Origin of the sequence: Sandaracinus amylolyticus (assembly GCF_021631985.1) — a bacterium.
In the GTDB taxonomy this organism is placed as follows: domain Bacteria; phylum Myxococcota_A; class Polyangia; order Polyangiales; family Sandaracinaceae; genus Sandaracinus; species Sandaracinus amylolyticus_A.
Genome location: NZ_CP070225.1, coordinates 8,731,034 through 8,746,264 on the forward strand (window position 1 = coordinate 8,731,034; position 15,231 = coordinate 8,746,264).

The window sequence follows — 15,231 nt, forward strand, 5'->3', positions numbered from 1 at the left end:
GCGTGCCCTCGACCGGCCGCGCCGAGCCTGCGGGGATCGTCAGCCGATTCGCGGCGTTCGTGATCGATCTCGCGGTGGTCGGCGCGGGCTCGAGCGCCGGTGCGTGGGTGATCGAAGCCGCCGGCTCGCTCCTGCTGCCCGAGTCGAGCTGGACGCGCGAGGTCACCGCCGTGCTCGAGGGCGTGTCGTGCGCGACCATCGCCGCGGCGTACTTCGTGGGGCTCTGGGCGATCGCCGGTCGCACCGCAGGGCTGCTGCTCCTCGGCCTTCGGGTGGTGCCGACGCGCGGCCGCGGTCGCATGACGTTCTTGCGAGCGCTCCTCCGCTTCCTCGGCTGTATCGTCTCGGCGCTCCCGCTCTATCTCGGCTTCCTGTGGATCCTCGTCGACCCCGGTCGCCGCGGCTGGCACGACCGCCTCGCGGGCACGACCGTCGTCTACGATCCGCCGCTCGCCGAGCGCGGTCGCCGCGCGCTCCGCTCACCGCAGCAAGGCGCGAGCGTGGCTTGATGTCCGCCCGCGCGTGAGAACGAGCCGTGGCGCTCGACCATCGCCGCGCGGCGCGCGCGGCGGCGACGTACGGATCGTCGTGGAGGGCCCCACGACAGCCATCGTCGAATCCCACGATCTCTGCTGACGAGCAGCTCTCGCGGCATCCAGCATGCACCAGCGCTGCCCGCTCGATTCGAATCGAGGAGGGCAGGAATGGCGAGGACCCACTACGTGCTCGTGACGGTGATCGTGCTCGCCATCCGCGGAGTCGCGCGCGCACAGGAGCCGGAGCCGGAGCCCGGCGAAGAGCCGGTGCCGAGCGCCTATCAGGCGCCCCCCGAGGTCGAGCCGGAGTGTCCCCCCGAGGAGGAGGCCGACGACGCGCCCAGCTACGGCGACGCCGACACGTGGGAGCTCGGAGGCAGCGTCGGTGGCATGTGGACCGAGGACGTGTTCACTCTGAACATCTTTCCGAGCATCGGTTACTTCGTCATCGACTATCTCGAGCTCTCTCTCAACGTGGCAGTCGAGTACGAGAACGTGCGCGACGACGACGGCAGTCGTCACGACGAGACGACCTTCGGAGTGCTGTTCGAGCCCAGCTATCACATCCCGGTGATCGACGAGGATCTCTTCGTCCTCGGAGGTCTCGGTCTCGGCGTCGGATACGATGGAGTCACCGTCGGCTTCGACATCGTGCCCCGCGTCGGTATGAACATCGCGCTCGGGCCGGGACGCATGCTGAATCCCTCGATCCGAGTGCCGATCATCATCGGTGGCGAAGAAGACGACAACGGCGACACGGAATTCAACACCAGTGTCAGCTTCGGATTCGACATCGGATATTCGACCGTCTTCTGAGCTCTCGGACGGGTGACCTTGGAGCGCGGCCCTCGGCTCCGAATTGCTGGGCGTGGACGACGCGACGCTCAGCCTGCTGGTCCTCGCCGGCGTGGTCGTGCTCTTCGTGTCGAACCGCGTCCCGGCGCCGCTCGTCTCGGTCGTGACGATGATCGCGCTCTTCGCGCTCGGGCTGGTCGACGTCGAGGGAGCGTTCGCGGGGTTCGGCGATCCGGTGGTGCCCTTCCTCGCGTCGCTCTTCGTCATCAGCGAAGCGCTCGACGCGACCGGAGTGACCGCGTGGACGAGCGGGCGCGTGCTCGCGGTCGTGGGCGCGAGCCCGCGTCGCATGGTGGTCGCGACCATGCTCGTCGCGGCGCTGCTCGCGGCGCTGATCAGCGCCAACGGCGCGGTCGCGGCGCTCCTGCCGATGATCGTCGCGATCGCGGTCCGCACCGGGCGCCCACCCTCGACCTTCGCGATGCCGCTCGCGTTCGCGGCGACCACCGGCTCGCTCCTCGTGCTCGCGGGCACGCCGGTCAACGTGCTGGTGTCGGACGCCGCGGCGGAGCGCGCCGGTGAGCGCTTCGGCTTCTTCGAGTTCGGGCTCATCGGCGTCCCGCTGCTCGCCTCGGCGGTGCTCGTCGTCGTGCTCCTCGGCCCGAAGCTCCTGCCCGCGCGCCGACCGCCCGATCACGCGCGCGATCTCGGTCAGCACGCGCGCACGCTGATCGAGCAGTACGGCCTCGAGGGCGGGCTCTATCGCCTGCGGCTGCGGCCGCGCTCCCCGTTCGTCGGAGTCCGGCGCGGCGAGATCGATCTCTCCGAGCACGGCGGCGTGTCGCTGGTCGGCGTGCAGTCCGGAAAGCTCGTCGATCCACCGCTCGATCACGTGCTCGCCGCGGGCGACGTGCTCGTCGTGCGCGGGCCCGCCGACGCGATCAGCCGCCTCGTCCTGCGCGCGAGCCTCTCCGTCGCTGCGGTCCATCGCACCGGCGAGGACGGTGACGCGCTCTTCAGCCGCGAGCTCGGCGTCGTCGAGGTCGTCATCCCGCCGCGCTCACCGCTCGAAGGGCTCAAGGTCCTCCCCGGCGCGCTCACGCCCGATGGTCTCCTCGTGCTCGCGGTGCAGCGCCAAGGGCGCGATCGCGGCGCGCAGGCGACCATGCTCACGGTGGGCGACGCGGTGCTCGTCGAGGGCACCTGGGAGGCGCTCCGCCGGACCTCGCAGGACCACGAGGTCCTGGTCGTCGACGCGCCCGATCTCGTGCTGCGTCAGACCGTCCCGATGGGTCCCGGCGCGCGTCGCACGATCGGCGTGCTCCTCGCGATGGTGCTCGTCCTCGCGCTCGATCTGACCCCGGCCCCGATCGCCGGTGTCGTCGCCGCGTGCGCGCTCGTGCTCTTGCGCGTCGTGCGCCTCGAGCAGGCCTATCGCGCGGTGTCGTGGAGCGCGGTGCTCCTCGTCGCGGGGCTCATCCCGCTCTCCGCGGTGCTGCGCGACACCGGCGCCGCCGACTCGATGGCGCGCGTGCTCCTCGACGCAGCGGGCGATCTCGGCCCGCGGGCGACCCTCGCCGCGGTGTTCGTGCTCGTCGTCGCGCTCGGTCAGGTGCTCGGCGCCATCGCGACCGCGCTCATCACGATCCCGGTCGCGCTGTCCGCGGCGCAGGCGATGAGCGTCTCTCCACGACCGTTCTTGATGGCGGTGACGGTCGCGTGCGCGACCACGTTCCTCACGCCGATCTCGAGCACCGCGAACCTGATGGTCACCGCGCCGGGCGCCTATCGATTCGGCGATTTCTGGAGGCTCGGACTGGTGCTCACGATCACCTTCGTCGTGCTCGCGGTGCTCTTGATCCCGGTGCTCTGGCCCTTCTGATCACGCGGCGCCGCTCACGCGCCCGCGGCCGAAGCGGGTCACCGGGGCGCCGGTCTCGCGCGGGTGCATCACGGGCCCGTAGAGCTGGCCGACGATCGCGCCGTACACGAGGTGCTCGATCAGGAAGAGCAGGACTCCGCCGAACCCGATGCTCGACATGAACATGCCCGGCGCGCGGATCTGCTCGGGGATCAGCGGATGGATCGCGGGCAACGCGGCGAGCGCGAGGCCACCGATCACGACGTGCACGATCGAGAACGCGGCGCCGATCCCCGCGGTCGCGCGATGCGTGATCCGCTCGAAGCCGAGCCCGTAGAGCAGCGCGATGGCGCCGCTGATCACGAGGTGCAGCACGAGGCCGAGCACCCAGGCACCGACTCCACGCGGCAGGAACAGAGTGCCGAGGATCATCTCGACGCTGACGGGCACGACCTTCCCGAGCACCGCCATGATGGCGCCGCCCACCACGCCCGCGAGGAACGCTCTCCGGATGTTCATCGCGTCTTCTCCTCTCGATGTCGTCGAGCAACGTCCATGCCCCTGGCTCGCGGAGCCCGCGCCCGAGATCCTCAGCGAAACGCGCCGTGCTCGAGACGCACCGCGCCACGCCATGAGTCGTGTGGCCCCTCGGAGCGCGCGCCGTTCCGCGCGCGAACGTTGCAAATCCCCGATGCGATGTCGGACGACACCCGAGCGTCGATGTCGATGGAGCGCCGGCGACGCGAGAACGACGAGGAGCTCGCTCGCTTCGTCGCCTTCGTCCGGCGTCGCACCGCGACCACCGAGAGCACGATCGACGCGACGCTGAGGGACCTCGGGAGCGTCGCGCTCTGGGCGCTCGTCGTCGTGCTCGCCCTCTACCTCCGCCATTTCGTGCGCTGATCTCGCGCCTCACCGGCGCGCGCTCGATCGCTGGAGTGACTGCCGACGCGGCAAATGCCACGCGTGCCCGCGCGAGGTGTCCGACAAGGACCCGAGCGAGCGAGTGTGGATGTCGTCGAAGTCCCCGATCCGGAGTCGCGCGCCGCGAGGACCCCGAACGGCATGTCGTTCGCTTCGGGCGGGCTGCCGGCCCGCAAGAGTCGCGCAGCATCGGTGTCCGTCGCGACATCGATCCACCCGAACAGGAAGCGATCCGAATGGCCACGACCACCGCACCGGGAATGGTGATTCCTTCGGGCGACGAAGCCGCGCCCCCGAATCGAGAGAGCAAGACGGGACTGGAGCGCTTCCTCAACAGCGTCGAGCGAGTGGGGAACAAGGTCCCGCACCCTGCGGTGATCTTCGTCCTGCTGATCGCGTTCGTCGTCGTGCTCTCGCACGTCTTCTACGCGCTCGGCGCGAGCGTGACGTACGAGGCGATCGATCCCGAGACGCACGCGGTCGCGACGACGACGACCTACGCCCAGAGCCTGCTCACCGCGGACGGCGTTCGGTTCATGTACGAGAACGTCGTCCAGAACTTCATGAACTTCAACGCGGTGGGCGTGATCATCGTCGCGATGCTCGGCGTCGGAGTCGCCGACTCGTCGGGGCTGGTCACCGCGCTGATCAAGAAGCTGGTGCACATCGCGCCGCGAAAGGCGCTGACGTACATCCTGGTGTTCGTCGGCATCGTCTCGAGCATCGCGGCCGACGCCGGATATCTCGTCCTCGTCCCGCTCGGCGCGGCCGCGTTCCTGAGCATCGGTCGCCATCCGCTCGCGGGGCTCGCGGCCTCGTTCGCCGGTGTCGCGTCGGTGTTCGCCGTGAACATCCTGATCAAGCCGCTCGACGGCATTCTCGTCGGGATCACCAACGACGCGATTCACCTCATGAATCCGCAGTTGTCGGTCGATCTGACCGCCAACTTCTGGTTCTCGACGGCCTCGGTGCTGATGCTGACCGTCGTCGTCGGCGTCGTCACCGAGAAGATCGTCGAGCCGCGACTCGGGCCCTATGGCGGTGAGACTCCCGCGCTCGAGAGCGAGGGCATGACTGCCGCGGAGTCGCGTGGGCTCAAGCTCGCGGGCCTCGCGACGCTCGCAGTCCTCGCGGTGTTCGCGCTGCTCTCGATCCCCGAGGGAGCCCCGCTGCGGAATCCCGAGACCGGCGCGCTGATCGGCGACTCGCCTTTCATGAGCGGTCTGATCGTCCTGGTCACGTTCATCTTCCTGGCGGCCGGCCTGGGCTACGGCTTCGGCGCGAAGACGATCACGTCGATCACCGACGTCACGAGCGCGATGGAGAAGGCGGTGGCCGGTCTCGGCGGCCTGATCTTCCTGCTCTTCGTGATCAGCCAGTTCGTCGCGTACTTCACGTATACGAACATCGCGACCCTCGCGGCGGTCGAGGTGGGTGATTTTCTCGCGGACGCGGGGCTGGGCGCACTCCCGCTTCTGATCGGATTCGTGCTCGTCGTGGTCGCGCTGGATCTGATCATGACCGGTGCGATTCCGAAGTGGGCGATCTTCGCGCCGGTGTTCGTGCCGCTGCTGATGCGGCTGGGCGTCGAGCCGGAGGCCGTTCTCGCGGCCTATCGCGTGGGTGACAGCCCGATGAACTCGGTCACTCCGCTGAACGCGTACTTCGCTCTGATCGTCACGTTCTCCGCGAAGTACCAGAAGGACGCGGGCGTCGGGACGCTGGTCGCCTTGATGTTGCCCTACGTCGCGGTCGTGACGGTCGCCTGGATCATTCTCCTCGTGGTGTGGCAGGTGGCCGGGCTTCCCTGGGGATTCTGACGTCGAGCGAGCGAGCCAGTCAGCAAGTCAATCGGAACGAGAAAAGGAGAGCCATCGAATGATGAACTTCCCGTCCTTCCACGCGGCAGCGGTGGCCGAGTTCCACCCGGCTCCTTCGGTCGACGAGATCACGGCGACGAAGATCCGTGTCGCGAAGTCGGCGCCGAAGAACGCGGGCGCGATCGGTGTGCCGGTGGGCACCGAGGGCGACGTCCCGAGCGAGCTCGGGCTCGACCGCGCCACGCTCGCCACCGCGGGGTTCGAAGGAAAGTCCGGCCAGACGCTGGTCGTCCCGCGGCCCGGCCAGCCCGCGCTCGTCGCGGTCGGGCTCGGCGCCGAGTCGGAGCGCGATCTCGCGTCGCTCCGGCACGCGGCCGCGAGCTTCGCGCGCGCCGGTGCGCGCTACGGCCACCTCGCGCTCGCGCTCCCGGCGCTGCCCGACGTCTCGCCGGCCCACGTCGCGCAGGCCGCCGTCGAAGGAGCGCTCCTCGCGCGATATCGATATCGCCCGCTCAAGCGCAAGACCGAGCAGGAACCGCCGCTCGAAGAGCTCACGATCGTCTCGAGCGCTGCCGAGGACGAGCTGAAGCGCGGCATCGATCGCGGGCGGATCACCGCGCGTGCGACCGAGCTCGCGCGCGATCTCGCGAACGCACCGGCCACGCTGCTGACCGCGCGCCACATGGCGGAGATCGCGAAGGTCGTCGCCGACGCGTCGGGCCTCGAGATCGAGGTGTTCGACGAGAAGAAGCTCGCCGAGCTCGGCTGCGGCGGAATGCTCGGCGTGAACGCCGGCAGCTCGGAGCCCCCGCGCCTCATCAAGCTCACCTATCGCCCGAAGACGAACGGGAAGGGCGCGGGCCGCATCTCGCTGATCGGCAAGGGCATCATGTACGACTCGGGCGGCATCAGCCTGAAGCCGAACGATCTCGTGCACGCCGCGATGAAGACCGATATGTCGGGCGCGGCGGCGATCCTCGGCGCGATGTCCGCGCTCTCCGCGCTCGGCTGCAAGAACGCAGTCACCGGATATCTGATGTGCACCGACAACATGCCTGGCGGAAACGCCATGCGGCTCGGTGACGTGCTCACGGCGCGCGGTGGAAAGACCGTCGAAGTCCTCAACACCGACGCAGAAGGACGGCTCGTCATGATGGACGGGCTGGTGCTGGCGACCGAGGAGAAGCCGCCCCCGCAGGCCATCATCGACATCGCGACGCTCACCGGCGCGTGCGAGCGCGCGCTCGGCAACGACAACGCCGGGATCATGGGCAATCACCAGGGGCTGATCGATCAGCTCAAGTCGTCGGCCGACACCACCGACGAGACGATCTGGCAGTTCCCGCTCGATCGCCGGCTCCGCAAGGAGCTCGACTCCGAGGTGGCCGACATCAAGAACATCGGCGGTTCGCTCGCCGGTCAGATCACCGCGGCCCTGTTCCTCGAGGAGTTCGTCAACGGCCTGCCCTGGGCGCACATCGACATCGCGGGCACGTCGCGCGTCGAGACCGACAAGACCTGGCGCTCCAAGGGCGCGACCGGATTCGGCACGCGCCTCCTCATCGACTTCCTGATGGACTTCCAGGCGCCCGAGCAGCCGAAGGCGAAGGTGAAGAACTAGTCTCGTCCTCCGTTGCCCGTCTCTCGCACCGAGTAGTCGCGCGAGAGACGCGGCACCGAGACGTCCTCTCCGGACAGACGCGCCGGAGTGAGCAGCACCTCGACGTCGGCGGGATCCATCAGCCCTGCGCGCACCACGAGATCGGCGATCGTTCCTCCGCCCTCGAGCGCCTTCTTCGCGAGATCGGCCGCCGCCGCATATCCGATGTACGGAGTCAGCGCGGTGACCACTCCGACGAACGAGGACGTCTGTTCCGCGAGCCGCGCGCGATTGGCTTCGATCCCCACCACGCAATTGTCGCGCAGCGTGATCACCGCGGCAGTGAGCCACTTCAGGCTCTCGAGCAGCGCGTGCGCGACGACCGGGCCGAACGCGTTGAGCTGCAGCTGTCCCGCCTCGCACGCCATCGCGACGGTCACGTCGGCGCCCGCGACGACGAACGCGACCTCGTTCACGACCTCGGGGATCACCGGGTTCACCTTGCCCGGCATGATGCTCGAGCCCGCCTGTCGCGCGGGCAGTCGGATCTCGCCGAGCCCGCACTGCGGTCCCGACGCGAGCAGCCGCAGGTCGTTGCAGATCTTCGAGAGCTTCATCGCGAAGCGCTTGAGCCCGCCGGAGAGCTGCATGAACACGCCCATGTCGCTGGTCGCCGCGACGAGGTGCGCCGCGGTGCGGAGCTCGATGCCGGTGATCTCCGACAAGTGCTTTCGCACCGACTCCGCATATCGAGGATCCGCGGTGATCCCGGTGCCGACCGCGGTCGCGCCCAGGTTGATCTCGCGCAGGTGATGGGTGATGTCGCGCAGGCTCTGCGCGTCCTCCGCGAGGGTGATCGCGAATCCCTCGAGCTCCTGTCCCAGTGTCATCGGGACCGCGTCTTGGAGCTGGGTCCGACCCACCTTGAGCACGCCCGAGAACGCTCTTCCCCGCTCGCGGAACGCGCTCGCGAGCGACCCGAGCTCCTGGAGCAGGCGCTCGAGCGCCGAGTCGAGCGCGATCTTGAGCGCAGTCGGATAGACGTCGTTCGTGCTCTGACTGCGATTCACGTCGTCGAGCGGATCGAGGTGGCGATGGTCTCCGCGCCGGTGTCCCCCGAGCTCGAGCCCGACGTTCGCGATCACCTCGTTGGCGTTCATGTTCGTCGACGTGCCGGCGCCGCCCTGCATGATGTCGACCACGAATTGATCGAGATGTTTCCCCTTCTTGATCTCTTCGGCCGCGCGATCGATCAGCGCGGCGCGCTCGCGCGGGAGCGCCCCGAGCTCCGCATTGGCGCGCGCCGCCGCCTGCTTCACGCACGCGAGCCCGTAGATCAGATCGGGATAGTCGGAGATCGGGCGCCCGCTGATTGCGAAGTTCTCGAGCGCTCTCGCGGTGTGGGCGCCCCAGTAGGCCGACGCCGGGATCTCGACCGCGCCCAGGGAGTCCTTCTCGACGCGACGCTTGGCTCGGTCGACACCACGCGCGGTGTGGATGCTGAGATCGAACGCGGCCTGCGAGCTGCTCATGGACCGGTGCGTAGGTCCGATCTCACGCGGACAAGCCCCGCGAGAGCAAGCGGGGCTGGGGCCCCGCGCGCAGTGTTTGGGGTGGGAGGCTCCGATCCGGCTCTGCCGGTCGGAGGGAGGGGTCTTCCAAGACCCCTCCTCAGTGCAGCTGCGCTGCGGCGGGGAGCGCGACGGTCTTGCCCGCGCGCTTGGCCTCGATGAGGTATGCGGTGTTGATCAAGCCGATGTGCGAGAACGCCTGAGGGAAATTGCCGAGCTGTCGGTGCAGCTCCGGGTGGTACTCCTCGGCGAGCAGGCCGAGATCGCTGGAGAGCGAGACGAGCCTCGCGAGCAGCGCCTCGGCGTCGTCGAGGCGGCCGACCATCGCGTAGTTGTCGGCGAGCCAGAAGCTGCAGATGAGGAACGTCGCCTCGTGACCGGGCAGCCCATCGACGCCGGTCTCGGTCGCGTAGCGCAGGACGAGGCCGTCCCACGTGAGGCCCTTCTCGATCGCGGCGACCGTCGAGACCATCCGCGGATCGTCGGCGGGCAAGAGCCCCATGTGCGGGATCAGGAGGACGCTCGCGTCGAGCTCGTCCGATCCGTACGACTGCGTGAAGGCACCGACGCGATCGCTCCACGCTCGCTGCAGGACGCTCTGCCGGATCTCCTCGCGCAGCGCGCGCCAGCGGAAGAGGCGCTTCTCGAGGCGCGGCTGCGCGTGCGCGCCGAGCTCCTCGATCATGCGCACGGCGCGATCCACCGCGACCCAGGCCATCAGCTTCGAGTGCGTGAAGTGCCGCTTCCCTCCGCCGCGGACCTCCCAGATGCCCTCGTCCTTCCGCTGCCAGGCCTGCTCCACGAAGTCGACGATCGCGAGGATCGGATCCCACACGTCGGGCAGATCCGGAACCCCGTTCGCGTGCGCGTCGTAGAGCGTGTTGAGCACCTCGCCGTAGACGTCGAGCTGGAACTGGTCGTACGCGGCGTTGCCGATCCGCACCGGACGCGAGTCCTCGTAGCCCGGCAGCCACGGCAGCTCGACCTCGGTCAGACGATGCTCGCCGGCGATCCCGTACATGATCTGCAGCTGCGCCGGAGCACCGGCGACCGCGCGCATCAGCCAGTCGCGCCATGCGGTCGCCTCGTCGAGGTAGCCGCCGCGCATGAGCGCATCGAGCGTGAGCGTCGCGTCGCGCATCCAGCAGTAGCGGTAGTCCCAGTTGCGCACTCCACCGAGCTCTTCGGGGAGCGAGCAGGTCGGCGCAGCGACGATGCCGCCCGTCGGCTGATAGGTGAGCGCCTTGAGCGTGACCAGCGATCGCACGACGGCGTCGCGGAACGGCCCGGCGTAACGACACCGGCCCGCCCACTCTCGCCAGTACTTCTCGGTGCGCGCGAGCTCCGCGTCCGCGTCGACGACGTGCTGCGGCGCGCTCGCGTGGGAATCGTAGAACCCCAGGACGAACGGCAGACGGTCGCCGGGGCGGACGACGAAGCTCGCCTCGAGGCGAGCGGTCTCCAGGTCGGGCGCGAGCGGCACGGGGCTGTTGTAGAAGAGCGCGCTCGGTCCCGACGTGAGCGTGGCGCAGCGCCCGTCGGTCTTGATCCACGGCACGTGCGCGCCGTATCCGAAGCGGACCTTCAGATCGGCGTGCATCGGGACCTCGCCCTCGAGCCCCTCGACGATCCGGATGATGTCGTGCTCGGCGCTGCCCGGAGGCATGAAGTCGATCACCCGAGCGCGGCCCCCGTCGCACGTGATCTCGGTCTCGAGGATCAGCGTGTCTCCTCGATAACGTCGATGGATCGTGCGCACCGGAGCCGCGGGCTGCAGCGTCCAGGACCCGTGATCGTCGTCTCCGAGCAGCTTCGCGAGGCAAGCGTCGGAGTCGATGCGCGGTAGACAGAGCCAGTCGATCGAGCCGTGCCGCGAGACCAGCGCGATCGTCGTGGTGTCCCCGATGAGCCCGTAGTCTTCGATCGCGGCAGGCATGGAAAGCCTCCATGCGTACGGCCCTTGGCGTCGCAAGCGGCGCGCCTCGACGGCACGTCGGATGCCTCGCGCTGCACGAGCACGAGGAGACGACATGCGAGCGCTGGCGGTCTTTCCTGGACGACGTGAGCTCTCGACGATCGACGTTCCGGCGCCGCAGCGACGAGGCGAGCGCGACGTGACGGTGCGCATCCGCGAGGTCGGCATCTGCGGGACCGATCGCGAGATCTGCGAGCTCCAACACGGAACCCCGCCCGCCGGCAGCGAGCGGCTCGTCCTCGGCCACGAAGCGCTGGGCGAGGTCGTCGAGGTGAGCTCCGGCGTCCGCACGCTGCACCCCGGCGATCTCGTCGCGCTGACGGTACGCCGCCCCTGCGACGTGCCCACGTGCGTCGCGTGCCGCGCCGGCCGTCAGGACTTCTGCGTCACGGGGCGCTTCGTCGAGCGCGGGATCAAGGGCGCCGACGGCTACCTGACCGAGCGTGTCGTCGAGGACGAGCGCTACCTCGTGCGCGTGCCGCATCGCCTCGCCGACGTCGGGGTCCTGGTCGAGCCGCTCACCATCGCCGCGAAGGCCGCGGTGGACCTCGACGCGATCCTGCGGCGTTATCCGTGGGAGCCGATCGGCCTGCGAGCGCTCGTGCTCGGCGCCGGTCCGATCGGCCTGCTCGCCGCGATGATGCTCGTCGCGAGAGACATGGAGACGTTCGTGTACTCGCTCGAGCCCGCCGACGGTGATCGCGCGCAGCTCACGCGCTCCTTCGGCGCCGAGTACGTGTCGGCGCGCGACACGCCGCTCGCCGAGCTCGCTTCGCGCATCGGCGTCACGGACGTCGTCTTCGAGGCGGTGGGCACCGCGAAGGTCGCGTTCGGTGCGCTCGCTGCGCTCGCGCCGAACGGCGTGTTCATCCTGAGCGGCGTGCCCGGCGGAAAGCGACCGATCGAGATCGATCTCGACGGGATCATGCGCGACATCGTGCTGAAGAACCAAGTGCTCTTCGGCACCGTCAACGCGTCGCGCTCGGCGTTCGAGGCCGCGGTCCGACAGCTCGAGCAGTTCATGGGTCTCTTCCCCGACGCGGTCCGAGGCTTGATCACCCGACGCGCGAAGCTCGACGAAGCGCCGGATCTCCTGCGCCGGCCGAGCGGCATCAAGTCGGTGGTGACGCTCGCAGCGTGATCGCGGGAGGCGCGCGCGCGACTGCCGAGGCAGGTCGTCACGCGGGCACGTCGGCCGAGCACGAGACGCGGGGCGGCACGACGAATGCGTTCGGTCCCGGCCCGTGGGACAGCCGATGTCGGAGGAATCCGCGGAGCGCTGGATCGAGTGATGGCCTTGGATCCGCGCAGCCTCAGGAGCCAGCAGCTCCGCAGGGTCAACTTCCAGGGCGACTCGCTCCGCATGGGGATGAACTGGACCGAGGAGGATCTCGCCAAGCCGCAGATCCTCGTCGACAGCGCCTACGGCATGGGCCACCCCGGGACGTTCCACTTCCGGCCGCTCATCGAGGAGATCTCGAACGGCGTCTTCGAGGCCGGCGGGAAGCCCGGCGTCTTCACCGTCAGCGACATCTGCGACGGAGTCGTGCAGGCGACGAGCGGGATGAGCTACTCGCTCGTGTCGCGCGACGTGATGGCCGCGATGGTCGAGATCCACGCGCTCGGGCACCCGCACGACGGCATGGTGCTGCTCTCGGGGAACGACAAATCGGTACCGGCTCACCTCATCGCGATCGCCCGCTGCAATCTCCCCGCGATCCACGTGCCCGGAGGGACGCAGCTCAACGCGCCCGACTACTTCACGTCGAACAAGCTCTGGCCCCTCGGCATGCACGTCCAGCGCGGCGACAGCGCTCACGAGGAGCTCGTCGAGCGGCAGAAGAACGCGTGCCCGACGTGCGGCGCGTGCCAGTTCATGGGCTCGGCGTCGACGGGACAGGTGCTCGCCGAGGCGCTCGGCCTCGCGCTCCCGGGCTCCGCGTTGATCCCGGTCCCGCTGACGATGCATCTGCGCTACGCGCGCGCCGCCGGGAAGCAGATCCTGCAGCTCGTCGCGAACGATCTCCGCCCGCGCGAGATCCTCACGCGGAAGGCGTTCGAGAACGCCGTCGCGATCCACGCCGCGGTCGGCGGCTCGACGAACGCGCTCCTCCACGTGCCCGCGGCCGCGCGCGAGCTCGGGATCCATCTCGACGTCGACGACTTCGATCGGATCCACCGGCGCGTGCCCGTCATCGCGAACGTGAAGACGACCGGGAAATATCCGGTCGAGTACTTCTATTACGCGGGCGGCGTCCCGAGGGTGATGCTGGAGATCCGCGACCTCCTCCACCTCGACTGCATGACGGTGACCGGCAAGACGCTCGGCGAGAACCTCGACGAGCTCGAGCGCTCGTTCTTCTTCGAGGAGCGCCTCGGCTACCTGCGCAACTACCGCATCCCGCCGACGGAGATCATCCGACCGCGCGCGGAGCCGTTCTGCGTCGAGGGTGGGATCGCGATCCTGCGCGGGAACATCGCGCCGGAGGGCGCCATGATCAAAGCGTTCTCCGTCCCTCCAGAGATGCGCGTCCACATCGGTCCCGCTCGCGTCTTCGATCGCGAGACCGCGTGCCTCGATGCGCTGAAGCGACGCGAGATCGAACCGGGCGACGTGATGGTCATCCGGTACGAGGGGCCGCGCGCCAACGGCATGCCCGAGATGTACTTCGCCTCGGCCGTCCTCGACGCGGATCCCGTGCTCGGCCCGACGACCGCGCTCGTGACCGACGGGCGCTACTCGGGCGCGATGAAGGGCCCGTGCATCGGTCACGTCTCGCCCGAGGCCGCCGACGGAGGACCGATCGCGCTGGTCGAGGAAGGCGATCTCGTCGCGATCGACATCCCGCGGCGCGAGCTCGCGCTCGTCGGCCTCCACGGACGCCGCGCGACCGAGGGGGAGGTCGCGCGCGCATTGGCGGAGCGGCGCGCTCGGTGGAGGCCTCCGCCGCCGCGCCACGACACCGGCATCCTGTCGCTCTTCGCGCGCGTCGCGAGCTCGGCGTCGACCGGCGCGTCGCTGACGCTGACGCCGGCCGACCACGACGGCCCGCCGGCGGCGATCGGCCCCGTCGACGACGGCGTGTCTCCCGCTGGCGCGCAGGCGGCTCCCCTCGACCCGACACGCTGGGACTGGCGCGCTCCGGCGCGGGTGAAGGTGGTCGTCCTCGACTACGACTTCGGCGACATCGAGGTCGAGCGATCGATCATCGAGGGCGCAGGCTTCGAGCTCGTCGGCGCCCAGTGCAAGAGCGAGGACGAGGTCATCGACGTCGCTCGCGACGCCTACGGCGTGCTCTGCCAGTACGCGCACGTCGGCGCGCGCGCGATCGATGCCCTCACGCACTGCCGCGTCATCGCGCGCTACGGCACCGGAGTCGACATCGTCGACGTCGACGCCGCGACCGAGCACGGGATCCAGGTGACCAACGCGCCGAACGAGTGGTGCTCCGACGAGGTGGCCGACCACGCCGTCTCGCTCTGGTTGGCGGCCGCTCGGAAGATCCCGACGTACGACGCGGCCACGCGACGTGGCGAGTGGAAGTGGCAGACCGGCAAGCCGATCGGACGGCTGCGCGGGCGCGTCTTCGGACTCCTCTCGTTCGGCGCGATCGCGCGCTCGATCGCCGATCGCGCGCGGCCGTTCGGGGTCGAGCTGTGGGCGCACGATCCCTTCCTCGACGGCGAGGTGATCCGCGCGCACGGAGTGAAGCCGGTCTCCTTCGCGGAGCTGGTCGCGGGCTCCGACTACCTCGTCATCCAGTCGCCGCTCACGAGCGAGACGCGCGGCCTGTTCGGCGAGGACGTCCTCCGCAGCATGAAGCGCAGCGCGATCCTCGTGAACACGGCGCGCGGGCCCATCGTGCCCGATCACGTGCTCCACCGCGCTCTCACGGAAGGATGGATCGCGGGCGCCGCGCTCGACGATCTCGAGGAGGAGCCGGCGAAGAGCCGTGACTGGCGGCCCGACAATCCGCTCCTCGCGCTCGACAACGTGATCGTGACGCCGCACGCGGCGTACTACTCCGAGGAGTCGATCCACATGGTGCGCAGCATCGCGGCGAGCGAGGTCGTGCGCGTGCTGACGGGACATCGCCCGAGCTCCCCGGTGAACGTCGTCGAGGAGCCCGAGCGCGACAGCGCATGAGC

The 15,231-nt window shown here is 69.4% G+C and carries 11 protein-coding genes; 8 read left to right on the forward strand and 3 right to left on the reverse strand.

Translation table 11 applies throughout. The features are described from left to right. Positions 1-2: 2 nt before the first annotated feature. The 3 genes from I5071_RS37055 to I5071_RS37065 all read left to right on the forward strand — a co-directional run bounded on the left by I5071_RS37055 (position 3) and on the right by I5071_RS37065 (position 3,213). On the forward strand, positions 3-509 hold the full coding sequence (locus I5071_RS37055) for an RDD family protein (RefSeq protein ID WP_236518086.1): 507 nt from the start codon (positions 3-5) through the stop codon (positions 507-509). Between the two features lie 195 nt (positions 510-704). After that, the gene (locus I5071_RS37060; RefSeq protein ID WP_236518087.1) at positions 705-1,352 is read left to right on the forward strand and encodes a hypothetical protein; all 648 of its coding nucleotides are present in this window, start codon (positions 705-707) and stop codon (positions 1,350-1,352) included. Positions 1,353-1,404: 52 nt separating this feature from the next. Continuing rightward, positions 1,405-3,213 (forward strand): SLC13 family permease, encoded by a 1,809-nt coding sequence (locus I5071_RS37065; RefSeq protein ID WP_236518088.1) that lies wholly within the window; start codon positions 1,405-1,407, stop codon positions 3,211-3,213. Here the strand turns inward: I5071_RS37065 and I5071_RS37070 are convergent, their stop codons facing one another. Further along, positions 3,214-3,711, reverse strand: a complete 498-nt coding sequence (locus I5071_RS37070) for a hypothetical protein (RefSeq protein WP_236518089.1) — start codon at positions 3,709-3,711, stop codon at positions 3,214-3,216. A gap of 207 nt (positions 3,712-3,918) precedes the next feature. On the opposite strand from I5071_RS37070, the gene I5071_RS37075 reads away from it, so the two are divergent. The 3 genes from I5071_RS37075 to I5071_RS37085 all read left to right on the forward strand — a co-directional run bounded on the left by I5071_RS37075 (position 3,919) and on the right by I5071_RS37085 (position 7,557). Then, positions 3,919-4,095: a hypothetical protein gene (locus tag I5071_RS37075; protein ID WP_236518090.1), complete on the forward strand. Its 177-nt coding sequence runs from the start codon at positions 3,919-3,921 to the stop codon at positions 4,093-4,095. Between the two features lie 281 nt (positions 4,096-4,376). Further along, positions 4,377-5,936, forward strand: a complete 1,560-nt coding sequence (locus I5071_RS37080) for an AbgT family transporter (protein WP_419249684.1) — start codon at positions 4,377-4,379, stop codon at positions 5,934-5,936. Between the two features lie 58 nt (positions 5,937-5,994). Beyond that, a complete protein-coding gene (locus I5071_RS37085) occupies positions 5,995-7,557 on the forward strand; it encodes a leucyl aminopeptidase (protein ID WP_236518092.1) in 1,563 nt (520 codons plus the stop codon). On the opposite strand, the gene I5071_RS37090 is transcribed toward I5071_RS37085, so the two are convergent. Together I5071_RS37090 and I5071_RS37095 are read right to left on the reverse strand one after the other, a co-directional pair. Next, on the reverse strand, positions 7,554-9,068 hold the full coding sequence (locus I5071_RS37090) for an aspartate ammonia-lyase (RefSeq protein ID WP_236518093.1): 1,515 nt from the start codon (positions 9,066-9,068) through the stop codon (positions 7,554-7,556). The genes I5071_RS37085 and I5071_RS37090 overlap by 4 nt on opposite strands. Positions 9,069-9,207: 139 nt before the next feature. Beyond that, positions 9,208-11,043: a glycoside hydrolase family 15 protein gene (locus I5071_RS37095; RefSeq protein WP_236518094.1), complete on the reverse strand. Its 1,836-nt coding sequence runs from the start codon at positions 11,041-11,043 to the stop codon at positions 9,208-9,210. 94 nt (positions 11,044-11,137) lie between these two features. Here I5071_RS37095 and I5071_RS37100 point away from each other — a divergent pair, with 94 nt between their 5' ends. After that, complete coding sequence (locus I5071_RS37100) at positions 11,138-12,223, forward strand: glucose 1-dehydrogenase (protein WP_236518095.1); 1,086 nt, start codon at positions 11,138-11,140, stop codon at positions 12,221-12,223. Positions 12,224-12,373: 150 nt separating this feature from the next. Continuing rightward, positions 12,374-15,229 (forward strand): dihydroxy-acid dehydratase, encoded by a 2,856-nt coding sequence (locus I5071_RS37105; protein ID WP_236518096.1) that lies wholly within the window; start codon positions 12,374-12,376, stop codon positions 15,227-15,229. Positions 15,230-15,231 lie beyond the last annotated feature (2 nt).

Coding starts and splice junctions, on each gene's coding strand:
- I5071_RS37060 (WP_236518087.1), top strand. CDS start 705: ATGGCGAGGACCCACTACGTGCTCGTGACGGTGATCGTGCTCGCCATC.
- I5071_RS37070 (WP_236518089.1), bottom strand. CDS start 3,711: ATGAACATCCGGAGAGCGTTCCTCGCGGGCGTGGTGGGCGGCGCCATC.
- I5071_RS37075 (WP_236518090.1), top strand. CDS start 3,919: ATGGAGCGCCGGCGACGCGAGAACGACGAGGAGCTCGCTCGCTTCGTC.
- I5071_RS37080 (WP_419249684.1), top strand. CDS start 4,377: ATGGTGATTCCTTCGGGCGACGAAGCCGCGCCCCCGAATCGAGAGAGC.
- I5071_RS37085 (WP_236518092.1), top strand. CDS start 5,995: ATGATGAACTTCCCGTCCTTCCACGCGGCAGCGGTGGCCGAGTTCCAC.
- I5071_RS37090 (WP_236518093.1), bottom strand. CDS start 9,068: ATGAGCAGCTCGCAGGCCGCGTTCGATCTCAGCATCCACACCGCGCGT.
- I5071_RS37095 (WP_236518094.1), bottom strand. CDS start 11,043: ATGCCTGCCGCGATCGAAGACTACGGGCTCATCGGGGACACCACGACG.
- I5071_RS37100 (WP_236518095.1), top strand. CDS start 11,138: ATGCGAGCGCTGGCGGTCTTTCCTGGACGACGTGAGCTCTCGACGATC.
- I5071_RS37105 (WP_236518096.1), top strand. CDS start 12,374: ATGGCCTTGGATCCGCGCAGCCTCAGGAGCCAGCAGCTCCGCAGGGTC.